Origin of the sequence: Vibrio aquimaris (assembly GCF_009363415.1) — a bacterium.
Lineage (GTDB): Bacteria > Pseudomonadota > Gammaproteobacteria > Enterobacterales > Vibrionaceae > Vibrio > Vibrio aquimaris.
In genome coordinates this window covers 2,912,074-2,937,396 of sequence record NZ_CP045350.1, presented here as the reverse complement: position 1 = coordinate 2,937,396, position 25,323 = coordinate 2,912,074, and the positions used below count along the sequence as shown (strand labels likewise).

The 25,323-nt window shown below is 45.0% G+C and carries 20 protein-coding genes, 4 tRNA genes, 3 rRNA genes and 1 riboswitch; of the genes, 14 read left to right on the top strand and 13 right to left on the bottom strand.

The window, feature by feature from the left end:
• Window positions 1–133 precede the first annotated feature (133 nt).
• Window positions 134–335, top strand: a riboswitch (cobalamin riboswitch).
• Between the two features lie 56 nt (window positions 336–391).
• Both FIV01_RS13595 and murI read left to right on the top strand, forming a co-directional pair.
• Window positions 392–2,188, top strand: coding sequence for a TonB-dependent receptor domain-containing protein (locus tag FIV01_RS13595; protein WP_152431459.1), 1,797 nt, complete (start codon window positions 392–394; stop codon window positions 2,186–2,188).
• Between the two features lie 136 nt (window positions 2,189–2,324).
• Entirely contained in the window at window positions 2,325–3,122 is a 798-nt protein-coding gene (gene murI, locus FIV01_RS13590) for a glutamate racemase (RefSeq protein ID WP_152431458.1), read from the top strand.
• Here the strand turns inward: murI and FIV01_RS13585 are convergent.
• Window positions 3,088–3,528, bottom strand: a complete 441-nt coding sequence (locus FIV01_RS13585) for an RNA recognition motif domain-containing protein (protein ID WP_152431457.1) — start codon at window positions 3,526–3,528, stop codon at window positions 3,088–3,090. The two genes, murI and FIV01_RS13585, sit on opposite strands and share 35 nt — an antisense overlap.
• A gap of 540 nt (window positions 3,529–4,068) precedes the next feature.
• Here FIV01_RS13585 and FIV01_RS13580 point away from each other — a divergent pair.
• The 7 genes from FIV01_RS13580 to FIV01_RS13550 all read left to right on the top strand — a co-directional run bounded on the left by FIV01_RS13580 (window position 4,069) and on the right by FIV01_RS13550 (window position 9,528).
• Window positions 4,069–5,620, top strand: a 16S ribosomal RNA gene (locus FIV01_RS13580).
• Window positions 5,621–5,708: 88 nt separating this feature from the next.
• Window positions 5,709–5,784, top strand: a tRNA-Glu gene (locus tag FIV01_RS13575).
• A gap of 2 nt (window positions 5,785–5,786) precedes the next feature.
• Window positions 5,787–5,862 (top strand) — tRNA-Lys (locus tag FIV01_RS13570).
• 30 nt (window positions 5,863–5,892) lie between these two features.
• Window positions 5,893–5,968, top strand: a tRNA-Val gene (locus FIV01_RS13565).
• Between the two features lie 345 nt (window positions 5,969–6,313).
• Window positions 6,314–9,203 (top strand): 23S ribosomal RNA (locus tag FIV01_RS13560).
• A 102-nt stretch (window positions 9,204–9,305) separates the two neighbouring features.
• Window positions 9,306–9,421: ribosomal RNA gene (rrf, locus tag FIV01_RS13555) — 5S ribosomal RNA — on the top strand.
• The 16S, 23S and 5S rRNA genes sit together here with 4 tRNA genes alongside, the layout of an rRNA operon.
• A 30-nt stretch (window positions 9,422–9,451) precedes the next feature.
• Window positions 9,452–9,528 (top strand) — tRNA-Asp (locus FIV01_RS13550).
• Between the two features lie 78 nt (window positions 9,529–9,606).
• Here the strand turns inward: FIV01_RS13550 and FIV01_RS13545 are convergent.
• The 3 genes from FIV01_RS13545 to FIV01_RS13535 form a co-directional block, all read right to left on the bottom strand.
• Window positions 9,607–10,630, bottom strand: a protein-coding gene (locus tag FIV01_RS13545) for an IS630 family transposase (protein ID WP_152431456.1) whose coding sequence is annotated in 2 segments (ribosomal slippage) — window positions 9,607–10,182 and window positions 10,184–10,630 — 1,023 coding nt in all. Because the reading frame shifts where the segments join, the coding sequence is not laid out codon by codon here.
• Window positions 10,631–10,677: 47 nt separating this feature from the next.
• Window positions 10,678–10,887, bottom strand: coding sequence for a uracil-DNA glycosylase family protein (locus tag FIV01_RS13540; RefSeq protein ID WP_152431455.1), 210 nt, complete (start codon window positions 10,885–10,887; stop codon window positions 10,678–10,680).
• On the bottom strand, window positions 10,887–11,810 hold the full coding sequence (locus tag FIV01_RS13535; protein WP_152431454.1) for a D-2-hydroxyacid dehydrogenase: 924 nt from the start codon (window positions 11,808–11,810) through the stop codon (window positions 10,887–10,889). Before FIV01_RS13535 ends, FIV01_RS13540 begins: the two co-directional genes overlap by 1 nt.
• 70 nt (window positions 11,811–11,880) lie before the next feature.
• On the opposite strand from FIV01_RS13535, the gene FIV01_RS13530 reads away from it, so the two are divergent.
• On the top strand, window positions 11,881–12,468 hold the full coding sequence (locus FIV01_RS13530; protein WP_152431453.1) for a YjaG family protein: 588 nt from the start codon (window positions 11,881–11,883) through the stop codon (window positions 12,466–12,468).
• Between the two features lie 28 nt (window positions 12,469–12,496).
• Here FIV01_RS13530 and FIV01_RS13525 read toward each other — a convergent pair whose 3' ends face one another.
• Window positions 12,497–13,588: a CNNM domain-containing protein gene (locus tag FIV01_RS13525; RefSeq protein WP_152431452.1), complete on the bottom strand. Its 1,092-nt coding sequence runs from the start codon at window positions 13,586–13,588 to the stop codon at window positions 12,497–12,499.
• Between the two features lie 385 nt (window positions 13,589–13,973).
• On the opposite strand from FIV01_RS13525, the gene hupA reads away from it, so the two are divergent.
• Both hupA and FIV01_RS13515 read left to right on the top strand, forming a co-directional pair.
• On the top strand, window positions 13,974–14,246 hold the full coding sequence (gene hupA, locus FIV01_RS13520; protein ID WP_021707210.1) for a nucleoid-associated protein HU-alpha: 273 nt from the start codon (window positions 13,974–13,976) through the stop codon (window positions 14,244–14,246).
• Between the two features lie 45 nt (window positions 14,247–14,291).
• Window positions 14,292–14,996, top strand: coding sequence for a DUF1481 domain-containing protein (locus tag FIV01_RS13515; protein ID WP_152431451.1), 705 nt, complete (start codon window positions 14,292–14,294; stop codon window positions 14,994–14,996).
• A gap of 40 nt (window positions 14,997–15,036) precedes the next feature.
• Here the strand turns inward: FIV01_RS13515 and purD are convergent, their stop codons facing one another.
• Entirely contained in the window at window positions 15,037–16,323 is a 1,287-nt protein-coding gene (gene purD, locus FIV01_RS13510) for a phosphoribosylamine--glycine ligase (protein WP_152431450.1), read from the bottom strand.
• 106 nt (window positions 16,324–16,429) lie between these two features.
• Entirely contained in the window at window positions 16,430–18,040 is a 1,611-nt protein-coding gene (gene purH / locus FIV01_RS13505; protein ID WP_152431448.1) for a bifunctional phosphoribosylaminoimidazolecarboxamide formyltransferase/IMP cyclohydrolase, read from the bottom strand.
• A 296-nt stretch (window positions 18,041–18,336) separates the two neighbouring features.
• On the opposite strand from purH, the gene zntR reads away from it, so the two are divergent.
• Together zntR and FIV01_RS13490 are read left to right on the top strand one after the other, a co-directional pair.
• The gene (gene zntR / locus FIV01_RS13495; protein ID WP_152431446.1) at window positions 18,337–18,741 is read left to right on the top strand and encodes a Zn(2+)-responsive transcriptional regulator; all 405 of its coding nucleotides are present in this window, start codon (window positions 18,337–18,339) and stop codon (window positions 18,739–18,741) included.
• Between the two features lie 173 nt (window positions 18,742–18,914).
• Entirely contained in the window at window positions 18,915–19,637 is a 723-nt protein-coding gene (locus FIV01_RS13490) for a S1 family serine peptidase (protein ID WP_152431444.1), read from the top strand.
• A gap of 65 nt (window positions 19,638–19,702) precedes the next feature.
• Here FIV01_RS13490 and fis read toward each other — a convergent pair whose 3' ends face one another.
• From fis to accC, 6 genes are all read right to left on the bottom strand, one after another.
• The gene (fis, locus tag FIV01_RS13485) at window positions 19,703–19,999 is read right to left on the bottom strand and encodes a DNA-binding transcriptional regulator Fis (protein WP_000462885.1); all 297 of its coding nucleotides are present in this window, start codon (window positions 19,997–19,999) and stop codon (window positions 19,703–19,705) included.
• Between the two features lie 22 nt (window positions 20,000–20,021).
• Window positions 20,022–20,990 (bottom strand): tRNA dihydrouridine synthase DusB, encoded by a 969-nt coding sequence (gene dusB, locus FIV01_RS13480; protein WP_152431442.1) that lies wholly within the window; start codon window positions 20,988–20,990, stop codon window positions 20,022–20,024.
• Between the two features lie 141 nt (window positions 20,991–21,131).
• Window positions 21,132–22,019, bottom strand: a complete 888-nt coding sequence (gene prmA / locus FIV01_RS13475) for a 50S ribosomal protein L11 methyltransferase (RefSeq protein WP_152431440.1) — start codon at window positions 22,017–22,019, stop codon at window positions 21,132–21,134.
• A 75-nt stretch (window positions 22,020–22,094) separates the two neighbouring features.
• A complete protein-coding gene (gene panF, locus FIV01_RS13470) occupies window positions 22,095–23,531 on the bottom strand; it encodes a sodium/pantothenate symporter (RefSeq protein ID WP_152431438.1) in 1,437 nt (478 codons plus the stop codon).
• Complete coding sequence (locus FIV01_RS13465) at window positions 23,521–23,805, bottom strand: YhdT family protein (RefSeq protein WP_152431436.1); 285 nt, start codon at window positions 23,803–23,805, stop codon at window positions 23,521–23,523. The genes panF and FIV01_RS13465 overlap by 11 nt, the downstream gene beginning before the upstream one ends.
• A gap of 168 nt (window positions 23,806–23,973) precedes the next feature.
• Entirely contained in the window at window positions 23,974–25,317 is a 1,344-nt protein-coding gene (gene accC / locus FIV01_RS13460) for an acetyl-CoA carboxylase biotin carboxylase subunit (protein WP_152431434.1), read from the bottom strand.
• Window positions 25,318–25,323 lie beyond the last annotated feature (6 nt).

The following is a 25,323-nucleotide window of genomic DNA, read 5'->3' as shown; positions in this document are numbered from 1 at the left end:
GTTGAGGTTGTATTTCATTTAGGAGCGCAGATTTTATTCAATCTAAGCGCTATGTCCAGCCCCATTCTAGACATAGCCAGCATATAAAAGCCAAATTAGCGATATTAAAGTGGACAAACTACCGATTGCTTAATAACATCGTCGTCAAGCTGGTGCCATTTAGATGTATAGATGGCTGAAAAGGGAATCTGGTGTAAATCCAGAACTGACGCGCAGCGGTAAGAGAGAACGAAAGCTCCAATGACACTGAATGAAGTATCATTTGGGAAGTCGAGTGATTAGGTGGCATAGCCATGCTCTTGAGTCCGAATACCTGCCAGCGACTGAGCAGTGGTATTGGAGTGCAACACTCCAAGCTCGGTAGGACTTACGCGATTTAGGAACGATAACAATGAACCGAACAATGTTAGCGATGACAGTAGCATCGCTGCTTCCCCATGCCTCCCATTTATATGCCCAAGAAACTTCCATCGATGAAACTATGGTGGTTACGGCAAATCGATTTGAGCAGTCAGTAAATTCAACTCTTGCCCCAGTCGTGGTCGTGACCAAAGAGGACATTCAGTCTACTCAAGCCAAGTCGATTGAAGAAGTATTACGTCGATTGCCCGGCATACAAGTGTCTAGTAATGGTGGTTATGGCCAGCTGGCTAGCATTTATACTCGAGGCACAGAGTCTGATCATACACTTATACTAGTAAATGGTGTTCGCGTTAGTAGCGCTACTGCGGGATTAACGGCGATTTCTTCTTTGCCATTAAACGGAGTGGAGCGAATAGAGTATGTGCGAGGTCCACGAACCGCTGTATACGGTTCGGATGCTATTGGTGGAGTAATCAATATAATTACCTCATATACTGGTGATGAAACTGAGTTATGGGTAGAGAGTGGTAGCGATAATTATCAAAAATATGCGGTAAATACTGCTAACCAGATTGGAGAAAACGGCTGGGCTAAGGCTTCTGTTAATCGTGAAAAAACAGCTGGGTTTTCAGCCACCAACGAAAACAGTTCAAGCTTTGATCCCGACAATGATGGTTATGACCATACTGACTTGTTGTTAGAACTGGGAGTTCAGTCGACTGACGAGCTAAGTTTTAAATGGAATACGAACTACACAGAGGGTGATATTGAATTTGATTCTGGAGAGCAAAATCAAAAGCTATTAAGCAGTTCAATTGTTGGAGCCTATAAAACTGACTCGTTGAGCAGCGAAGTTATACTAGCAGCCAGTAGAGATCAATCTTCTTACATAGGCTCATCGGATAACTATGAAACCAATCGGCAATCTGTTGCTTGGCAAAACAGCTATCAAATTAATGCTGAATTGTTAATGCTAGGTGGTGTAGATTGGGTCAATGACGATGTATCGGAATCTACGACAGCGTTTGCTAAAACAAGTCGTTCAAATCTTGGACTATACACCTCGGGGCTGTATTCTAAAGATAAAATGCAAGCTGAAATGAGCTTGCGTATTGATGATAATGAGCAATATGGAGATTACACCACTTGGCAAGTGGGCTCAGGCTACAGGTTTACTTCAATCTACCGTTTATCTGTAATGGCGGGGACCGCTTTTAAAGCTCCAACATTTAATGATTTGTACTATCCAGCATCGAAGTGGGGAGATTCTGCGAACCCTGATTTAACACCGGAAGAGTCTTTAAACTACGAGATTGCTTTGGATGTAACTCCATCGATTGGTGATTTTAGGATTGCTTTCTACCAGAATGAAATCTCTGATCTGATATCGGTTTCGGGTTCGACAGGTAAAAATGAAAACATTGCAAAAGCAGAAATAAAGGGCCTCGAACTTGTTGGAGAGTTTACAACAGGTGCTTTATTTCACTCGGCAAGTATCGATGTAATGGATACCGAGAATAAGGATACAGGTAAAGAATTAGCTCGAAGATCAAAGTACAGTGCTAAATGGAATGTAAGCTACACGTATTATGATTGGAACTTTGATTTAAGTTATCTATATCGCGGTGAGAATTTTGATGATGCTGCTAACAATACTAGGTTAGACGGATACTCTCTTGTTGATTTCGCAACCCACTACTATATTACAGACAGTTTGATTGCTCGCGGCAAGATTGCCAACTTATTTGATGAAGACTATGAAACTTCATATGGTTACAACACTCAAGAACGCAGCTATTTTGTAGGTCTTAACTATAAATTTTAACTCTTTACCGCCTTCGGGCGGTTTTTTAGTTGTTACCAGACAAATCAACAATACTTAACCTTACTCATTTAATGAAAAGATTGCCAAACTGAGCTTAGTGAGTATGATTGGCCAATAGAATAATGTGGGTTACCGAGTGTCGCAACAAACAAAAATCCTAATCTTTGACTCTGGAGTCGGCGGGCTATCAGTGTTTAAAGAGATAGAGGCAAAACTGCCAGCGCTTAACTACTTTTATATTTTTGATAATGCTGCTTACCCATATGGTGAGCTAGAGCATGAGACACTGACTGCGCGTGTTGAGACGCTGGTTTGTCAATATGTAGAAAAGCTCGAGATTGATCTTGTTGTGATTGCATGTAACACAGCTAGCACGATTGTTTTGCCCTCGCTGCGCGCCAGGTTATCTATACCTGTGGTCGGTGTGGTACCTGCCATTAAACCAGCATCCAACCTTGCCAATAAAGCTGTTGGTCTTATTGCCACCCCAGCCACTGTCACTCGCGAATATACCCATGATTTAATCAGGGACTTCTCTAAGACCAAACCGGTGGAGCTGTTAGGCTCGACATTATTGGTTGATATGGCAGAGGAAAAACTGCGCGGGAGAGAGCTATCGCAACTTGAGTTACAGCAAGCGCTAGAGCCAATGGCAGGCAAGATAGATGTTGCCGTTCTGGGCTGTACCCATTTCCCTCTTATTAAACAAGAAATCCAACATGTATTGGGTGAGCATGTATTGCTGGTTGACTCGGGAGAAGCAATTGCTCGTCGAGTGCAAGAGTTACTTGGAAATGAAGGGTTGAGTGATGACGGTAAAAAAGGGAAGCGTGAGATTTTCTCAACGGCTCCTCCATATGCTGAAGGAGCGTTGAATACAGCCTTACAGGAGTGGGGCTTTAGTCCTGTTCAACTTGAGATTTTGGATCGTTAGCAATTCGAACTTTTAAAGTACGCTGCATATAATCCTTTTCATTTAATCCTTCTATTGCTTTGACAACGTCTGTTGCAGCCATTACTACAAAACCAAACCCTCGCCTTTTTCCGGTTCTTTTATCCTTCATAAGGCGCACCGCAAAAACCTCACCATGCTTGGCAAATAAATCTTTTACGTGTGACTCATTTGCTTTATATGGCAGATTTCCTACATATAGGGTTTTCGTTGCAGTGTCATGGCTGGTTACTGGCTTAGATGAGGTGTTTGAAAATCTAATAACAATAGTGGAAACAAAAACACCGACAACAAAGCTGAGTGCAGGATGAACATTAACCTGTGAAAAGATAATCGCGCCCAATATAGCTAAGGCGGCAATCATTAACATTGATTTATTTGAACTCATATTGGGAAACAACTTCGTAAGTTAAGAATAAATGCCTAAGCATTATTGACATAGACACACAGATCTTACGTATATGGTTGTTGTTTTTCCAACCTATTGATGTGACATGACTCAAATGTTGCAATTTTATCTTAATTTTAAGCTATTTGGTCTATTTTTGAGCACTCAAACAATAAGGTAAAAAAAAACCTTGTGATCTTTGTCATTGTCCATATAATGCCGCCTCACCGAAACGAAGTAGGGTCAGCTCTGATTTATTCGGTACGACTAGAGAAGAAAGTGTTAAAAAGCTCTTGACTTTAGTAAAAAAATGCGTAACATACGCAGCCCTAGCAACGCGGTGTGAAGCCTTGTTAGAACGCTCTTTAACAAACTAAACCTATCAATCTGTGTGGGCACTCGTTGATGATAATCCAAAAGATTTATCAATGAACTGAGTGACCAATCGGTAGTAATACCGGCACAGTCAATTCAACATTACACAGTAATGTTATCAGTATTCATTGAGCCTCCCCTATTTATTTAGGGAATCAAAACTTTAAATTGAAGAGTTTGATCATGGCTCAGATTGAACGCTGGCGGCAGGCCTAACACATGCAAGTCGAGCGGAAACGAGTTATCTGACCCTTCGGGTGACGATAACGGCGTCGAGCGGCGGACGGGTGAGTAATGCCTGGGAAATTGCCCTGATGTGGGGGATAACCATTGGAAACGATGGCTAATACCGCATAATAGCTTCGGCTCAAAGAGGGGGACCTTCGGGCCTCTCGCGTCAGGATATGCCCAGGTGGGATTAGCTAGTTGGTGAGGTAAGGGCTCACCAAGGCGACGATCCCTAGCTGGTCTGAGAGGATGATCAGCCACACTGGAACTGAGACACGGTCCAGACTCCTACGGGAGGCAGCAGTGGGGAATATTGCACAATGGGCGCAAGCCTGATGCAGCCATGCCGCGTGTATGAAGAAGGCCTTCGGGTTGTAAAGTACTTTCAGCAGTGAGGAAGGTGGGTATGTTAATAGCATACTCATTTGACGTTAGCTGCAGAAGAAGCACCGGCTAACTCCGTGCCAGCAGCCGCGGTAATACGGAGGGTGCGAGCGTTAATCGGAATTACTGGGCGTAAAGCGCATGCAGGTGGATGATTAAGTCAGATGTGAAAGCCCGGGGCTCAACCTCGGAATAGCATTTGAAACTGGTCATCTAGAGTACTGTAGAGGGGGGTAGAATTTCAGGTGTAGCGGTGAAATGCGTAGAGATCTGAAGGAATACCGGTGGCGAAGGCGGCCCCCTGGACAGATACTGACACTCAGATGCGAAAGCGTGGGGAGCAAACAGGATTAGATACCCTGGTAGTCCACGCCGTAAACGATGTCTACTTGGAGGTTGTGGCCTTGAGCCGTGGCTTTCGGAGCTAACGCGTTAAGTAGACCGCCTGGGGAGTACGGTCGCAAGATTAAAACTCAAATGAATTGACGGGGGCCCGCACAAGCGGTGGAGCATGTGGTTTAATTCGATGCAACGCGAAGAACCTTACCTACTCTTGACATCCATAGAACTTTCCAGAGATGGATTGGTGCCTTCGGGAACTATGAGACAGGTGCTGCATGGCTGTCGTCAGCTCGTGTTGTGAAATGTTGGGTTAAGTCCCGCAACGAGCGCAACCCTTATCCTTGTTTGCCAGCACTTCGGGTGGGAACTCCAGGGAGACTGCCGGTGATAAACCGGAGGAAGGTGGGGACGACGTCAAGTCATCATGGCCCTTACGAGTAGGGCTACACACGTGCTACAATGGCGCATACAGAGGGCGGCCAACTTGCGAAAGTGAGCGAATCCCAAAAAGTGCGTCGTAGTCCGGATTGGAGTCTGCAACTCGACTCCATGAAGTCGGAATCGCTAGTAATCGTGGATCAGAATGCCACGGTGAATACGTTCCCGGGCCTTGTACACACCGCCCGTCACACCATGGGAGTGGGCTGCAAAAGAAGTGGGTAGTTTAACCTTCGGGGGGACGCTCACCACTTTGTGGTTCATGACTGGGGTGAAGTCGTAACAAGGTAGCGCTAGGGGAACCTGGCGCTGGATCACCTCCTTATACGATGATTATTAAGACAAGTGTCCACACAGATTGATGGTTTATGTAGTTTAAGAGAAAGAAGATATCCCAATATCTTCGACTTAGTGTCCCGTTCGTCTAGAGGCCTAGGACACCGCCCTTTCACGGCGGTAACAGGGGTTCGACTCCCCTACGGGATACCATTGGGTCGTTAGCTCAGTTGGTAGAGCAGTTGACTTTTAATCAATTGGTCGCAGGTTCGAATCCTGCACGACCCACCATTCTTCTCCACGAAGAATAAAAACTTATGTGGGCGATTAGCTCAGTTGGGAGAGCACCTGCCTTACAAGCAGGGGGTCACTGGTTCGAGCCCGGTATCGCCCACCATTCTCTAAGTATTTTTGGTTGTTTTATCCAAACCACGTCAGTAAACGTATGTGGTTAGATAAATGACGCCGAGAATCTTTAGATAATGTGCTTCCCTTTGGGAAAACAACGCTCTTTAACAATTTGGAAAGCTGACAAAGCAATCTTGATTCTTTGTGAATAAGATTGTTTGTAAAGTTCTCAATGTTTATCGAAAGATAAACACCAATAAACACATTCAAGTGTTCTTGGAAACAACACCTTAGTGTGTTGTTTATATTTGAGTCCGGCAAAATCGAGTCTGCATCATGTTTAAATAATTGCAGACACTTTGGTTGTTTAATCTAAGACCCTTTGGGGTTGTATGGTTAAGTGACTAAGCGTACACGGTGGATGCCTTGGCAGTCAGAGGCGATGAAGGACGTATTAACTTGCGATAAGCCCAGATTAGGTAGTAAAAACCATTTGAGTCTGGGATTTCCGAATGGGGAAACCCAACTGCATAAGCAGTTACTGTTAACTGAATTCATAGGTTAACAGAGCGAACCGGGGGAACTGAAACATCTAAGTACCCCGAGGAAAAGAAATCAACCGAGATTCCGAAAGTAGCGGCGAGCGAAATTGGATTAGCCCTTAAGCTTTACACGCGTTAGACGAACGGTCTGGAAAGTCCGACGATACAGGGTGATAGTCCCGTAGTTGACGACGCGTGTTCAGTGAAATCGAGTAGGGCGGGACACGTGATATCCTGTCTGAATATGGGGGGACCATCCTCCAAGGCTAAATACTACTGACTGACCGATAGTGAACCAGTACCGTGAGGGAAAGGCGAAAAGAACCCCTGTGAGGGGAGTGAAATAGAACCTGAAACCGTGTACGTACAAGCAGTAGGAGCAGGCTTGTCCTGTGACTGCGTACCTTTTGTATAATGGGTCAGCGACTTATATTCAGTAGCAAGGTTAACCATCTAGGGGAGCCGTAGAGAAATCGAGTCTTAACTGGGCGTCGAGTTGCTGGATATAGACCCGAAACCAGGTGATCTAGCCATGGGCAGGTTGAAGGTTGAGTAACATCAACTGGAGGACCGAACCGACTAATGTTGAAAAATTAGCGGATGACTTGTGGCTAGGGGTGAAAGGCCAATCAAACCTGGAGATAGCTGGTTCTCCCCGAAATCTATTTAGGTAGAGCCTCGGACGAATACTACTGGGGGTAGAGCACTGTTAAGGCTAGGGGGTCATCCCGACTTACCAACCCTTTGCAAACTCCGAATACCAGTAAGTACTATCCGGGAGACACACGGCGGGTGCTAACGTCCGTCGTGGAGAGGGAAACAACCCAGACCGCCAGCTAAGGTCCCAAATTACAGCTAAGTGGGAAACGATGTGGGAAGGCTTAGACAGCTAGGATGTTGGCTTAGAAGCAGCCATCATTTAAAGAAAGCGTAATAGCTCACTAGTCGAGTCGGCCTGCGCGGAAGATGTAACGGGGCTAAGCTGTAAACCGAAGCTGCGGCAATACGATTTATCGTATTGGGTAGGGGAGCGTTCTGTAAGCCGTTGAAGGTGTGTTGTAAAGCATGCTGGAGGTATCAGAAGTGCGAATGCTGACATGAGTAACGATAAAGGGGGTGAAAAACCCCCTCGCCGGAAGACCAAGGGTTCCTGTCCAACGTTAATCGGGGCAGGGTAAGTCGACCCCTAAGGCGAGGCCGAAAGGCGTAGTCGATGGGAAACGGGTTAATATTCCCGTACTTCTTACAATTGCGATGGGGGGACGGAGAAGGCTAGGTGGGCCTGGCGACGGTCGTCCAGGTTCAAGTGCGTAGGCTTGAGAGTTAGGTAAATCCGGCTCTCTACAAGGCTGAGACACGATGTCGAGCTACTACGGTAGTGAAGTCATTGATGCCATGCTTCCAGGAAAAGCCTCTAAGCTTCAGATTGTAAGGAATCGTACCCCAAACCGACACAGGTGGTCGGGTAGAGAATACCAAGGCGCTTGAGAGAACTCGGGTGAAGGAACTAGGCAAAATGGTACCGTAACTTCGGGAGAAGGTACGCTCTTGTCGGTGAAGTCCCTCGCGGATGGAGCTAATGAGAGTCGCAGATACCAGGTGGCTGCAACTGTTTATTAAAAACACAGCACTGTGCAAAATCGTAAGATGACGTATACGGTGTGACGCCTGCCCGGTGCCGGAAGGTTAATTGATGGGGTTAGACGTAAGTCGACGCTCTTGATCGAAGCCCCGGTAAACGGCGGCCGTAACTATAACGGTCCTAAGGTAGCGAAATTCCTTGTCGGGTAAGTTCCGACCTGCACGAATGGCGTAATGATGGCCACGCTGTCTCCACCCGAGACTCAGTGAAATTGAAATCGCTGTGAAGATGCAGTGTACCCGCGGCTAGACGGAAAGACCCCGTGAACCTTTACTACAGCTTGGCACTGAACATTGAGCCTACATGTGTAGGATAGGTGGGAGGCTTTGAAGTGTGCACGCCAGTGTGCATGGAGCCATCCTTGAAATACCACCCTTGTATGTTTGATGTTCTAACTTAGACCCATTATCTGGGTTGAGGACAGTGCCTGGTGGGTAGTTTGACTGGGGCGGTCTCCTCCCAAAGAGTAACGGAGGAGCACGAAGGTGGGCTAATCACGGTTGGACATCGTGAGGTTAGTGCAATGGCATAAGCCCGCTTGACTGCGAGAATGACAATTCGAGCAGGTGCGAAAGCAGGTCATAGTGATCCGGTGGTTCTGTATGGAAGGGCCATCGCTCAACGGATAAAAGGTACTCCGGGGATAACAGGCTGATACCGCCCAAGAGTTCATATCGACGGCGGTGTTTGGCACCTCGATGTCGGCTCATCACATCCTGGGGCTGAAGTCGGTCCCAAGGGTATGGCTGTTCGCCATTTAAAGTGGTACGCGAGCTGGGTTTAGAACGTCGTGAGACAGTTCGGTCCCTATCTGCCGTGGGCGTTGGAAGATTGAAGGGGGCTGCTCCTAGTACGAGAGGACCGGAGTGGACGAACCTCTGGTGTTCGGGTTGTGTCGCCAGACGCATTGCCCGGTAGCTAAGTTCGGAATCGATAACCGCTGAAAGCATCTAAGCGGGAAGCGAGCCCTAAGATGAGTCTTCCCTGACCCCTTGAGGGTCCTAAAGGGTTGTTCGAGACTAGAACGTTGATAGGCAGGGTGTGTAAGCGTTGTGAGGCGTTGAGCTAACCTGTACTAATTGCCCGTGAGGCTTAACCATACAACACCCAAAGGGTTTTGATGGACTCAACTAGAACATTGAATGTGTAAGAACGAAAACAGCTTTCCAAGTTATTCTCTAGAGATAGAGAGAAAGAATTTGCTTGGCGACCATAGCATTGTGGACCCACCTGACTCCATGCCGAACTCAGTAGTGAAACGCAATAGCGCCGATGGTAGTGTGGGGCTTCCCCATGCGAGAGTAGGACATCGCCAGGCTTTATATTTAGACTTAGGTCTAACCAGTGCGGAGCGGTAGTTCAGTTGGTTAGAATACCGGCCTGTCACGCCGGGGGTCGCGGGTTCGAGTCCCGTCCGCTCCGCCACTTCTTCTAAACCCCAGCAGCAATGCTGGGGCTTTCTTGTTTTAGTAGCAAAATCGCTTCTAATACCAATCTGGAAAATTAACTGGTCAGCTCTATCCATCTTCTCGAGCACATCTTAGTGACTCTTTTCGAGCTATCCAAAAAGCGATTCCATGCAGCACAGATTTTGGCAACGATATCGTCGTAATCGGTAAACGATTGGTTGGCTAGATAGTGCTGCCTCAACCAACTCCACACTTGTTCTATCGGGTTGAGTTCTGGTGAGTAGGGCGGGAGTTTGATGGTACTGACATTACTAAACTGCTCTGCAATGTCATCTGTATGCCAACTAGCACCATCCATAATGACTACTGCATGACGACCTTTTTCGGTCGCCGTGGATATCTGCTTAAGGTGCTCAACCATAGTGTCCTTGTTAACCCAAGGAACGACCAACGCCTCGCCAATACCTCTAGCGGGACATACTGAGCCAAACAAATAAGCATATTCAAACTGCTGCTGTTTTACTGCTCTTGATCTTGATCCACGTTTAGCCCAAAGTCGAGTTGTCGTGTTTTGCTGGCCAAATCTTGCTTCATCCTGAAACCAGACATCGACGTTAGCAAGCCCCATGTGACCGGGGATCTTAAGGATCGTTTCAATTTTGAATTTTTTTAAAATCGTCTTGGATTGGCTGGGATTGACGAGGGTGCTTGGAGCGTGAAGTTATCCAAGAAAAGCCCATATGGTTGAGCAAGTAGTAGATCGAATCTGGGTGGTAGTGTTTGCCAAATTTATTAACGATATAAGCATGAATATCGTTACCAGTTAATCGACCGCCAGACGAATCCATCGCTCGAGCTTTTATATACTGACGTAATTCTTCTCGCTGCATCGCGTTAAGAAATGCTGGGCGACCCGTTCTTGGTTTCTCTTTCAGCCCTTCAAGCCCTTCTTCAACCCATTTATTCACACTGGTTCTGCTTACCTTGAGGAACGTAGCAACTTGGGTTCGAGAGTGACCATCTTTAAAGTGAGCCAATGCGAGCAATCGCATCTTCATTTGAATAGATTTTTGTTGGCTAGCAAGCTTTTTGAAATCAATGTTATTGCGACTGTCCATAGCGTCATTTATCACGAAGAAGTAACAGCCTCAATTCGATCATATTTTTACTCAGGTTGGTATAACCACTTTCTTAATCTATCCCCACTCGGGTCACTCCATGGCATATTTGTATTGTGAGCTTTGACCCCCGGTGCTTGACCTATGATTAGTAACCTTGCTTCTGTACCAGCTTGGATAATGGGCCTAGCCCCTAAAGCCAAATCTGGATCGCATACTTTACATTGGCGAACCTCGTTGATGAGCTTATCGAGCATTAATAACCTTTTGTTAAGTCAACTTGGTTAATTAGGCTAAATCCATCTCGCCAGCGTTGATAATTTTCTGCGAAAACGTCGATAACTTTGTCGGGAAAGCTGAGCGCGGCAATATGAGGTGTAATCGTGATAGATGGATGCTGCCACATAGGGTTGGATTTATCTAAGGGCTCTTGCTCGAAGACATCGAGAAATGCGTGCTCAATTGATTGGTTTTCGAGCGCTGAAAGCAGGCCTTTCTCACAGATGGCGTTACCTCGTCCAACATTGAACAATAATGTAGACGAACAATGAGATAAACTGGTTTCGTCGAGTATATGATGCGTTTGAGGTGTGCTAGGCAATGTATTGACTATGATATCAGCTTTGCTGAGGACACTATCAAGTTCTTGGATATGATAGGTGGCATCAAACGAGGAGTTAATTGTTGGTATACCACTTCGATTGATTCCTACAACCTTAATGCCAAAAGCCTGAGCCACCTTTGCTAGGTGACTAGCTATTGAGCCTGTCCCTAGTGTAAGCATGGTTAGTCCGTCTAAAGTACGATAGCTCTTGGGTTGCCAGCTTGATAGGGACTGCGCCTCATGATAATGAGGAAGATGACGAAAGTGTTGAACTAAGTAGCCAATAACATACTCTGATATTTGTTGACCAAAGATCCCCTTAACATTAGTAAGAATGAAGTCGTCTGTTTTGGCTTTGAATATGGCATCCACGCCGGCATAAACAGATTGAATCCATTCCAGCTCTGGAAACTCATCCAGCCGCTTAACCGCTAATGGTGGTGAAGCTAATAGGATGCTCGCATCGCAAGGGGTAGTGACAATTTCGAGATCAGTTAGTTGTTTGTCTTCTAATAGTGATTGGTACTTCTCATTGTGCTCGGTAAGTAAATAGACTTTATTGGTGGATTTCTTCATCGTCTTGGCTTTTTTCCATTGTGGTTATCAAGTACACTTCTGCGGTCCATTTATGAATCAATGAGCCTTTATGCTACAGAACCCTCTCCAACTTCGCCTTGAAAAGTTAGAACCATGGAAGCAGATTACCTTTATGGCGTGTCTGTGTGAACGCATGTATCCCAATTATGCGAAGTTTTGCGACAGTACAGCTTTCTCTGAATCTCGGATTTATCGCGATATTCTCGATAGTGTTTGGGAGCAGTTAACGGTAAAGAACGCCAAAGTCAATTATGAGCGTCAGTTAGAAAAACTTGAAGAGATTATCCCTAGCTCAGAAGATTTTGAGTTTTATGGGGTGTATCCTGCAATTGATGCTTGCGTGGGCTTATCAACACTATTACACGGCTTACTTGATCGAGATGATCTTTTTGAAAGTATGCAGAAGGTAAGTCAGTTGTCAGTACAAACCGTCGCTGAGCTTGAGCAAGCTCAAAGTGGTATCGAGTTAACAAATGACAATCAAAGGGATAATCAATCGGTTAGTGAGGAATGGGATGTGCAATGGGCAATCTTTCGTCCTCTTAAAGATGCTAACGAAAGAGACATCGATTTGATCAAAGACCTGCGTTTAGAGCTTAGGGAAGAAGGCGTAAGTAACATAGGCGTGTCATTGTAAACAGTGCAGGGGCTATTAGCCCCTGTATTTAATTTTCTTTGTTTTTATTCTCTTTTACAGCTGTTTCGTCATCATCGCTATTTTCAATGACTCCATGCTTGGCTTTCCATTTTTCCCATCGCTCAAAAGCGAGCTGCTGCATATCTGGAGCTCTGTCAGCTTCATCAACGATTTGCTCCCCAACAAGATGTTCAAATATATCCTCTAGGGTCAGTATGCCTTGTATCGTGCCATATTCGTCAACAATCATTGCCAGCTGAAGTCTTCTAGCCATCATCTGTTCAAATGCCTTAGGTAGAGATAGGGTATTTAAAAGTACATGGACAGGACGCATCACTGCCCCAAGCTGCTTATCACCCCCTCCAACTTGCTGTAATTTGAATATCTCTAGGCGGTGAACAAAGCCTAAGATATTATCTTTAGACTGGCTGTATACTAAAGGTCTTGAAAATGGAGAATCATGATATTGAGAGAGAAATTGATCTATGGTCATCTCTGCATCGACTCTAAATACCACCGGGCGAGGCGTCATGACCTGAGTGACTGGCACACCTTGAATACTGAGTAAGTTGCTCAGTATTTTTGTCTCTCCCTCGGCAAATTCTCCACTTTCTTTCGCCAAGAGTGCCATGGCTGATAGCTCTTCTCGCATTTTTGGTAACTGATGACCACTGGCTAGCCGTTTGGTAATTTGTTCTGAGAACCAGACGAAGGGTGCGAGCGTCCAAACCATCCATCGAAGAACTACTGCTGTTAGCGGGGCAAGTTGTCGCCAGTATGTTGCTCCGAGTGTTTTAGGCACAATTTCAGAAAGTACCAGTATCCCGAGAGTTAGTATTGCAGAAAATACTCCTAACCACTCGCTGCCAAAGACCACAGAGGCCTGCGCACCAGCGCTCGCGGCACCAATGGTATGTGCTATGGTGTTTAGGGTGAGAATAGAGGCTAAAGGGCGATCTATGTCTGCCTTTAATACTGTCCATTTCTCTGCGGCAGGGTGTGCTTGTTGACGAAGCTGAGCTATATAGCTAGGGGTGATGCTAAGTAATACGGCTTCAAGTACAGAGCAAATAAAAGATATGCCGATGGCGATTGAGACGTATATGGTGAGGAGTAACATAAATTTCCTATGTTGATGAAACTTTTCTGATTATGTCAGAGATTTTGAATATTTCCTTAGTGACTCCAATAAGAAGTCTCGTGAGGGTGAAACTGTTAGATTTTATTTTAATCAATATTGAGTTATTCGTTCTCCGTGCGCTTTGCGTCTTCCTCAACCCCCATCATGTCAGGCTTTGTTCATGATAATACCTTATAAATAGGGCTGTTTGTGTTTGAAAGCAAGCAATGAAAAAGGAGATCAAGGTAACAAATTGTGAGTTAATACTCATATTATGGTTAAAAGTACGTCATTAAAGCGAAAGATCGCTTACAAACCTTTGCCAGATAGGGCATTTATGTTTTAGAGTGAGCAGAATTCGATAACCTATAAGAAGGGAAACCTAATGAACAAGACCCAATTAATCGACTTTATTGCAGAGAAAGCAGATTTATCTAAAGCTCAAGCTAAAGCAGCGCTTGAAGCGACTCTCGATGGAGTGACAGATGCGCTTAAAGAGGGTGACCAAGTTCAGCTAATTGGTTTTGGTACGTTTAAAGTCAATCACCGTGCAGCTCGCACTGGTCGTAACCCTAAAACAGGTGCAGAGATTCAAATCGCTGCGGCGAATGTTCCAGCATTTGTTGCGGGTAAAGCCCTGAAAGATGCAGTGAAATAATGTGTGAAGCGCCAAGATGGTTTTCTGTCTTGGCGCAGTAAAATTATGAAAAACTTTTTGGTCTCTTCTCTAATCACTTGCTTAATATTGGGTTGCTCTACTAGCTCAACGTTGCCTAATAAAGAACAATATTCATATTACACAGGTGGAAAAAGTGCTGGAGATGCAACTAGCCTCTATTGGTATACGGAAAAGTCGGCGTCACCGAGTTCTGCCGCTGATTATGTTACTGCTGGTGACTATGGTTGGTACCATAGCGATTATCGCTGGTCTCAAGGCAAGCTCAGAGAGATGATTCGTGAAGGAGAGCGGCTCAAAAATGATGCTCTAGTCAACTATCGTATTCATATTCGTTTTAATAAAGATGGAGAGGCTATTTATCAGCACTACCGTCTTGATGGAAAAGTACTTCCTATTAAGCCTACTGAACTGGTTCAATACGTGGATGAGGCTAAAAGAGCAGCGAACGTGGCAAAAGCTCAAGATAAAAAGGGCTTTAGATTGATCCAAGGTTTCTGGGATGGAGATCACTTCGAAACATGTGAGGGTAAGAGCTACGATCACCTAGAATTTAATCAGACCTTACCAGCATTTGTCGTTAACCGCTTGTCTGATGTGGAAAATTATGTTGCCTTTGTCGGTAGCAGAAGAAATAATAGTGTTGTAGTCGAAGACTTACTGCTGCTTTCAGACGATGGACACAAGTGTGTCGAGCGGCCTAGCTTACTGAAAGAAGACAGCAATCTATAAAGAAAGGCGCTAAATGCGCCTTTTTGAATTGAATGCCTGTTTAAGCTTTTTCGCGCTCTATCGCTCTGTAACCAATATCATTACGATAAAACATGCCTTCCCAGCTAATAGTGTCAACAAGCTCGTATGCTTGCTTCTGGGCCTGTGATACGGTATCTCCTAATGCAACGGCGCAGAGAACTCGGCCCCCATTAGTCACAACCTCTCCCGCATCATTTCGCGCTGTACCTGCGTGAAATATTTTTTGGTTAGCTAGTGGTGAATTTGGTAAAGAGATAACATCACCCTTTGCATACTCTAGTGGATAACCACCAGCGGCAAGAACAATGCCGATAGATGCACGAGGATCCCACTTAGATTCAGCTTGATTGAGTTTTTCATCGATGGCCATTAAACATAATTCGACCAAATCGGACTCCATTCTCATCATGATAGGCTGTGTTTCAGGATCGCCAAAACGACAATTGTACTCAATGACTTTTGGTGTTCCTTCTTTGTCTATCATCAAGCCCGCATAAAGGAAACCCGTGTAAGGGTGTCCTTCTGCTTCCATACCGCGTACCGTTGGGTAGATAACTTCTTGCATAATACGGTCATGGATTTCAGGTGTGACAACCGGTGCTGGAGAGTAAGCCCCCATACCACCCGTATTAGGGCCTGTGTCTTTTTCTCCCACACGCTTGTGGTCTTGGCTGGTTGCCATAGGCAGAATATTCTTCCCATCGACCATAACAATGAAGCTAGCCTCTTCTCCATCGAGAAACTCTTCTATAACGACTCGGCTGCCAGCGTCACCAAAAGCATTGCCAGCGAGCATGTCTTGAATGGCATCTTCCGCTTCTTTTAAGGTCATGGCGACAATTACCCCTTTACCTGCGGCTAAGCCATCGGCTTTGACCACAATAGGAGCCCCTTGCTGACGCACATAGGCAAGGGCTGGCTCAATTTCGGTAAAGTTTGCATAGGCTGCTGTTGGGATATTATGACGAGCGAGGAAGTCTTTGGTAAAAGCCTTAGAGCCTTCTAATTGCGCTGCGGCTTGTGTTGGACCGAAAATCGGCAAGCCAGCTTCACGGAAAGCATCGACGACGCCAATAACCAAAGGCCCTTCTGGTCCAACTATGGTAAGTTCTATGTTTTTATCTTGTGCAAATGAGACCAACTCAGAAATGCATTCGACCTTGATATTAACATTTTCTAACTTTGGCTCTAATGCGGTGCCAGCGTTACCTGGCGCAACATAGACAACTTCTACACTGGGGTTTTGTGCCGCTTTCCATGCGAGAGCATGTTCGCGACCACCTGAACCAATAACTAAAACTTGCATATTCAAAATTCCTTGATTTCAAAATATCGTTTTTCGACTTGTTGACACTATTGTTTGGAAGATAAGGAACCAGAACATCACAATCGTGCCAACTAAACTGAAATTTTTAATGACGGAAGTGACGCATACCCGTGAAAATCATCGCCATTCCGTGCTCATCTGCAGCAGAGATGACTTCATCATCACGCATCGAACCGCCAGGTTGGATTACGCATTTGATTCCCGCGTCCGCTGCGGCATCTATACCGTCACGGAATGGGAAAAATGCATCAGATGCCATCACGCAGCCTTCGACTTGTAGGTTTTCGTCTGCTGCTTTAATACCTGCTATTTTGGCAGAGTAAACACGGCTCATCTGTCCAGCGCCAACACCTATGGTCATATCGCCTTTTGAGTAAACGATCGCATTTGATTTAACATACTTGGCAACCTTCCAGCAAAATAGCGCATCCTTAAGCTCTTCATCAGTCGGTTGGCGTTTAGACACCACTTTTAGATCATTGAGGCTAACCATACCTTGGTCTCTATCTTGTACTAGCAAGCCGCCGTTGACGCGTTTCACATCGAGACCTGTTGTTTTAGTTGACCATTGACCACACTCGAGTAAACGAATGTTTTTCTTCGTTGCGACAATTTCAATTGCCTGTGGTGAAACAGAAGGAGCAATGATGACCTCAACGAACTGACGCTCAACAATAGCGCTAGCTGCCTGGGCATCTAACTCTTGGTTAAAGGCTATGATGCCACCGAATGCCGAGGTAGGATCGGTTTTATAAGCACGATCATAGGCTTCTAAAATATTTTGTCCTAGAGCGACACCACATGGATTGGCGTGTTTAACTATCACACAAGCTGGCTCATCAAATTCTTTTACACATTCAAGGGCAGCGTCTGTATCTGCGATGTTGTTGTATGAAAGTGCTTTTCCTTGAATTTGCCTAGCGGTTGAAACCGAAGCTTCCTCTGGGTTAGCCTCGACATAAAAAGCAGCATCTTGGTGACTATTTTCGCCATAGCGCATGTCTTGCTTTTTGATTAACTGCTGATTGAAAGTGCGTGGGAATTTTGAGTCTTGATCTGCTGTTTTTCCCTCTTCATCCAATGACGATATGTTATGAGAAGGAACCATAGTGCCAAAGTAGTTAGCAATCATGCCATCGTATGCTGCTGTATGCTCGAAAGCGGCAATAGCAAGATCGAAACGTGTATCTAGAGTAAGAGAAGTTTCGTTTTCATCCATTTCAGCAATAACGCGATCATAGTCTCTTGCATTCACAACAATAGCGACATCTTTGTGGTTTTTCGCTGCGGACCTTACCATTGTAGGGCCACCAATATCGATGTTTTCAACTGCGTCAGCAAGAGTACAGCCTTGTTTGGCGACAGTCTCAGCAAATGGATATAGATTGACGACTACTATGTCAATGGGTTTGATGTCATGTTCTAACATCACCTCATCGTCTTGGCCCCGACGACCCAGTACACCGCCATGAACTTTAGGATGAAGTGTTTTAACACGGCCGTCCATCATTTCTGGGAAACCAGTGTAATCGGATACTTCGGTCACAGAGATACTGTTTTCGGTTAATAAGCGAGCAGTGCCGCCTGTTGATAGAAGTTCAACACCACGATTTGCAAGAGCTTGGGCAAACTCAACGATACCAGTTTTGTCTGATACGCTGATTAATGCGCGGCGAATAGGACGAGCGTTAGTCATGCTTCTATTTTCCTCAAAATCACAGATTTAATACGTTTGGTAAAGATATTTGCCAAAAATGAACCCGCTTTTGAGCTTTTCTTACAATACTACGTATGTGCCGATCGGTAGTATAGAGGTCAGTTTTGGTAAAGACCTTATCTTGATTAGAGTCTGTACTGTATCCAAATTGAAGTGCGCACATTCTAACTAATTTATTACAAAAAAGCTCGCGCAATCGTTTGGCATGAGTGAAATTATGATAAAAATGGCGTACTTTGGGGTGAAAGTTTACGAAATAGACAATAAGGGTCGCCATGTTTCAAATAGGAGAACTTGCAAAACGTTGCGGGGTAACCACTGATACGCTTCGTTTTTACGAGAAAAATGGCCTCATTCAGCCTATTGGGCGCAGCGAGTCTGGCTATCGTTTGTACAGTGAAGAAAATCAAAAGCAAGTAGGCTTCATACTTAGAGCAAAAGACTTGGGCTTAAGCCTTGAGGAAATTCGTGAGTTACTAGATATCAATCTCGAAGCAACCGAGCATAGTTGTGCCGAGGTGAAAGCGATTACAACAGCGAAACTCAACCTCATTGATGAAAAGATTTCTGAATTAACCAGAATTCGAACCGCCCTCAAGAAAATTAATGATGCTTGTTGTGGTCATGTGGATGATAATGCGAGCCACTGCTCAATTTTAACCGCTTTAGCCAGTGAGTAAATAACAAATACTTCTATAAATATATGATTTTAATGTGATTAGGCTTTAATTACATAATGCTGTTTTTACCCCACCTTTCTTGTGACAAATTCCTACACTTAAGGTAGTGCCGTTGTATTTGGTGCTACGACTATACCAATCTTGGCAGGGCAAACATAACTAAGGGGTGAAGGATGAACCTTTGTAGCAATCTGTTATATTCAATTTCGCGCTTATGTACGTTACTGTTGTTTATTATTTTAGCGGGTTGTACTGGTAGTAACGGTCAACTAACTGTGGTAGAGCAACACCCTGATCTCGATTATGAGTTAACGGGTATTCCACTATTATTTTTTGGTTTTGGCACTAGCACGCCAATCACTTCAGAACTTAGCCTTACCGTCGCCCATGTTGCCAAGCTCAATTATGACAAGGTCATAGCCTACCATCCTCAATGTGATCTTGCGATAGTTGAGTCTAGGAACATACTTAATCATCAGCCCAAGTTTGGCTTGGTTTATCCAAGTCAAAGTGTGGAAACATTCGGAATGAGCCCTGGAGGCAGTGTGCTGAAAGGAGAGGGGGTTTATCGCCTTGATTTGACATTGATTGACTCACATTACTTCGACAAGTGTCCAGCTAGTATCATGGATGCCCCTGTCCAAGACGGGATGAGTGGTGGTGGGGTCTACAATCAAGAAGGTGCGCTAGTCGGAATTATCGCGGCAAGGGCTACACCATCTAATATCCAGTTGGTTAACGGCCAGTCTCATGGGTTGGATAGGATTAGCATTTTTGTGGCTCTAAACTTTGCTCGAGATTGGCTTGATCGCGAAATGGAGAAATATTACGGTGAGCATTATGTTGCGATGGAATGGCAGGAACCGTCGGATACGCTTCTAGTCAAAGGGAATTAAATCGATTGAGAAAAAGTCGCGATAAAATCGCGACTTTATGTATTTATAACAATGCGATGAACAAATTAGTTCATGCCGTATTTTTTTAGTTTCTTACGAAGAGTGCCGCGGTTGATACCCATCATAGTTGCTGCGCGAGTTTGGTTACCGCGAGTGTATTGCATTATGGTATCAAGTAATGGTTGTTCTACTTCAGCTAGAACTAACTCATATAGCTCTGTGACTTCTTGCCCGTTTAGTTGAGCCAAGTAGTTTTTAAGAGATGCTTTAACAGAGTCGCGTAAAGGCTTCTGAGTAATCTGGTCTTGTGAAGTTACTGTAGTTACTGTTAAGGCTTCTGAAGTCAGGTTTTGTTCGAACATATTCGGTCTAGCTCTTCTCTAATTATGATGCAACGTTATCAAAATAACCTTCTAACGCTTCAAGTTGCAGCTCTGCCACATCGATAGCATTGAAGGTACGGCGAAACTCACTTGCTTGTTCATGTTCTTTTAGGTACCAACCCACGTGCTTTCGTACGATACGCGGACCTAAATACTCACCATAAAATGTATGTAGAGCATTCACATGACCAAGCAGGATGTCCTTAACTTCCGATATTGGAAGGTCGGGCATCGTGGTGCCGTTTTCCAAAAAATGTTGGATTTCCTGAAAAATCCATGGTCGCCCTTGGGCGGGGCGTCCAATCATTAAAGCGTCTGCGCCCGTGTAATTAAGCACATACTTTGCTTTCTCTGGGCTATCGATATCACCGTTAGCGATAACCGGAATTGAGATTGCTTGTTTAACCGCTTTAATGCTGTCATATTCGGCCTCTCCTTTGTACATACAGGCTTTGGTGCGGCCATGGAGCGCAAGAGCTTGTATGCCGCAGTCTTCGGCTAATTTAGCGATTTGAACACAGTTTTTATTGTCTGGGTCCCAGCCGGTACGAGTTTTTAGTGTCACGGGGACATCTACTGCATTGACCACCGCTTTGAGAATATCTTGAATGATACCCGGGTAGCGAAGCAATGCTGAGCCCGCCAGCTTTTTATTCACTTTTTTAGCAGGACAGCCCATGTTGATATCAATGATCTGTGCACCATTTTCAACACTAAACTGAGCAGCATCAGCCATCAGTTGAGGATCTGCTCCTGCTATTTGTACAGAGCGAATGCCCGATTCGCCTTGATGTACCATACGCTGTTTTGACTTAGATGTGTTCCATAGCTTTGGGTTTGACGACATCATTTCACTGACAGCCATCCCTGCACCATAGCGGAGACACAACTCACGAAAGGGTCTATCGGTAACTCCCGCCATGGGGGCTACGATAAGATTATTCTCGAGTTTATGAGTTCCGATTTTCAAAACACTAAATCACAGTTCTATACCAGCAAGGGCGCGCATTTTACGCATTTTTTCACGCCGTGAAAAGACCAATATTTGAGCATTTACAAATTGTTTTAGTAAAATGCCCAAAAATCAGTCAATTAATGCACAAAGTCTTATTTAAGTGAATTTTCGGCCAGCAATTCTGCACCATTCATTGAGCTCTTTTATCGGCTCAATATTAAATGCGTCACTATAGTAGGTTGCGACATCTTGGGCTTGAGTATCAAGCACGCCAGACATCGCAAGCTCGCCGTTTGGTTTGACAAGAGAGGTAATCACACTTGAAAGTTCACGCAGTGGCCCTGCTAAAATGTTTGCAACCACAACGTCGGCAACTAAGTTTTGTGGTTGTTCCTGTGGCAGGAAAACTTCCAGTTTGTCTGCGACGCTATTACGCTCAGCATTGTCTTTTGATGCGATCAAGGCTTGTGGATCTATGTCAATACCCACCACTTTTTTTGCGCCTAATTTTATGGCCGCTATGGCTAAAATTCCTGATCCACAACCAAAGTCAATCACAGTTTTGCCTGACAAATCTAGGCTTTCTAACCATTCTAGGCATAGAGCTGTGGTTGGGTGAGTGCCTGTTCCAAAGGCGAGTCCTGGGTCGAGCATAACATTGACAGCATCAGGTTCAGGGACCTCTCGCCAGCTTGGGCAAATCCATAAACGCTGACCAAATTTCATTGGATGGAAGTTGTCCATCCATTCGCGCTCCCAGTCTTTATCTTCAAGTTGTTCGATTTTATGAGCAAAATCATGAGCCAGAAGTTCGCTTAATTTGATCTGCTCAATAATAAACTGGGTGTCTGCGTTGGCATCGTATAAAGCCAAGACATCAGTATCTCCCCATAGTCGGGTTTCCCCCGGTAGGGGTTCAAACACAGGTGTGTCTTGGGCATCAAGGAAAGTGACCGATAAAGCTCCGGTCTCTTCCATTAGCATGTCACCAATTTGTTCTGCGTTATCATTGGTTGCGTTGAGCTTAATTTGAATCCAAGGCATGGGTTATCCGATATTGGCGGTGGTTTGTGGGCACGGATTCTATCATGTTCTTCCTATTGTACAAAAAGCTCGCATTTATTCACTCGTGGTCTTGTTTGGACGGATGATGCTAACCAGAACGAAGGTAATAAGACCTAAAGTTAATGTCGGTACAATAGCATGAACCCCAAATAAGTTAGGTTTAATCAAAGAAAGGCTGGTGTAGCATATTAAGCCGATCAGCATGGAGCACAGAGCGCCCATAGCGGATGCCTTTCTCCAATACAACCCCAGAACTAAAGGCCAGAGAAAGACGGCTTGCAAGCCACCAAAAGCAAGAAGGTTAAGCCATATGATCATATCAGGTGGATTTATGGCTGCCATAAACACTAAAGCTGAAAAAATGCCTGTGATCCAAAATGATAGTCTGGATAGCTTTTTAGGGGAGCTTGTTTTGGGAGAGATGTAATTAAGGTAGAGATCCTTGAGTAGAGTCGCTGAGGCTTGGATCAATTGGGAGTCAATGGTTGACATGATGGCGGCCATTGGTCCAGCCAAAAATATACCGGCAATCGCGGGAGATAGCACAGTCACCATCAAAGTTGGCATGATTTGGTCAGGACTATCAATTTCAGGCACTAATACTCGACCCAGAGCGCCGGATAAATGCATGCCTAGCATAAGAAATGCAACCATAGCAGTACTGATTATCATACCGCGATGCAGAGACTGGCTAGACTTGTATGACATGCAGCGAACCGCAGCATGTGGTAGGCCAATAACGCCAAAGCAAACCAGTATCCAAAAACTCAGCATAAATGGCTGGTTGAGAAAATTATCTGGTCCGTAAGGAGTGATCAAACTTGGATCGATTTGGTGTAAATCAGTGACTAGCTTACCAAGACCTCCTCCTGCATGGATGACCCCAAACAATAGGGCGATCGTCCCGATGATCATCATTATGCCTTGCACAGCATCAGTGACAACAACAGCGCGAAAGCCGCCGATTGTGGTATATATGCCCACAGTGATGGCAAACACAGTTAACCCTTGCAGATAACTTAGCCCCGTCACTGTCTGAAGTAAGCGTGCGGCGCCAACGAACTGCACTACCATGATGGCAAAGAAAGCCAATAATAGGGTGATGGAAGCCAGGATCACTACTGTACGATTACGATACCTTGCATAGAGCATGTCGTTGAGGGTAAGAGCATTGTGGCGTCTCGCTTCGATAGCAAACTTTTTGCCCAAGACGCCCAGTGTCAACCAAGCCGCTGGAAGTTGGATCATTGCCAGTAACACCCAGCCTAGCCCCATTTTATACGCCGCTCCAGGGCCACCAATAAATGAACTTGCACTCGCATATGTTGCAGCAAGTGTCATGGCTAGAACAAAGCCGCCCATGCTGCGGTTACCAAGGAAATAATTACTCAGAAAGTTCGGTTTATTACGTTGAGTCGATTGACTATAAACAGCTATTGCGAAAACAAGGACCAGATAAATAATAAGAGGGATGAGGAGCTCACTGTTCATGGTTAGTCTCTTCTTCTATATCGAAAGGCATGTTCTTGTAGATGAACTTAACCATAAGTGCGCATAGCAGAGTGAAAACTATAGGTCCGATGATGCAAGCAAAAAGAAACCACAGCGGCAACCCCCAGTATAGATTAGGCAGTGTCTCATGCGGTTGGTTTGGGAAAATAACATAAGCAAATACATACCACCAAACAAAGTAGGCTAGAGCGAGGAACACCGCCCATTTAGCCTCTTTATTCGCTTGTTGATAGCGTTCAGGCAAGGTTTTCATTATTTAAATCAAGTTGTGATAATTATTGAGTGGAGAGAAAGAATATAAAATACTCTAAAACCAAAGGAGGGCATTGTGGCAAAACTGAGACTAGAGTTCTATAGCCTAGTTAGAAAATAACAATAGGCAGCAGACGCTGCCTATTGGAAAGATAATATGCTAGTTAGCTTATTGTAGGCCGAGTTTCTTCTCGAGGTAATGAATGTTGGCACCACCGTGTTGGAAGTTCTCATCGTTCATTATGCTTTCTTGAAGAGGAACATTAGTCTTAATGCCTTCAACAATCATCTCACCAAGCGCATTTTTCATACGAGCAATGGCAACGTCACGATTCTCACCAAAGGTGATAAGCTTACCAATCATAGAATCATAGTGAGGCGGTACAGTGTAGCCTGTGTATATGTGTGATTCCCAACGAACTCCCATGCCACCCGGAGGATGGAAGCGCTCAATCTTACCTGGTGAAGGAAGGAAGCGCTCAGGATCTTCAGCATTAATACGGCACTCCACAGCATGGCCGCGAATTTTAATGTCATCTTGAGTAAATGACAGTGGTTGGCCTGCCGCAACACGCAGTTGTTCTTTGATAAGGTCAACGCCAGTTACCATCTCGGTAACAGGGTGCTCTACCTGAATACGGGTGTTCATTTCAATGAAGTAGAACTCACCATTTTCATACAAGAACTCAAACGTACCCGCTCCGCGATAGCCGATTTCAAGACAAGCACGAGTACAACGTTCACCAATGTATTTACGCATTTCTGCAGTAATACCAGGCGCTGGCGCTTCTTCAACAACTTTCTGGTGGCGACGCTGCATAGAGCAATCACGTTCACCCAAGTGGATAGCGCCGCCTTGACCGTCCGCAATGACCTGAACTTCAACATGGCGTGGGTTTTCAAGGAATTTCTCCATGTAAACCATATCATTGTTAAAAGCTGCTTTGGCTTCAGCGCGAGTCATGGCAATAGCTTCAACCAGTTCACCTTCTGAGCGAACTACACGCATACCGCGACCACCACCGCCACCAGAAGCTTTGATGATCACTGGATAACCAATGCGCTTTGCGTGTGCTTTGTTGGCTGACTCATCGTCATTTAGTGGACCATCAGAGCCAGGAACGCATGGAACGCCTGCTTTCTTCATTGCGTTAATAGCTGAAACCTTATCGCCCATGATGCGAATGGTTTCCGCTTTAGGGCCAACGAAAATGAAGCCACTGCGTTCGACTTGCTCTGCAAAGTCTGCATTTTCAGATAGGAAGCCGTAACCTGGATGAATAGCGATGGCACCAGTGACTTCAGCTGCTGAAATAATGCGTGGGATATTCAGGTAGCTGTCGATACCACGAGCAGGACCTATACAAATTGCTTCATCCGCAAGAAGAACGTGTTTTAAGTCGCGATCAGCTGTCGAGTGTACAGCAACGGTTTTGATGCCGAGCTCTTTACATGCGCGAAGTATACGAAGGGCTATTTCGCCTCGATTCGCGATGACTAATTTATCTAACATAAGAGA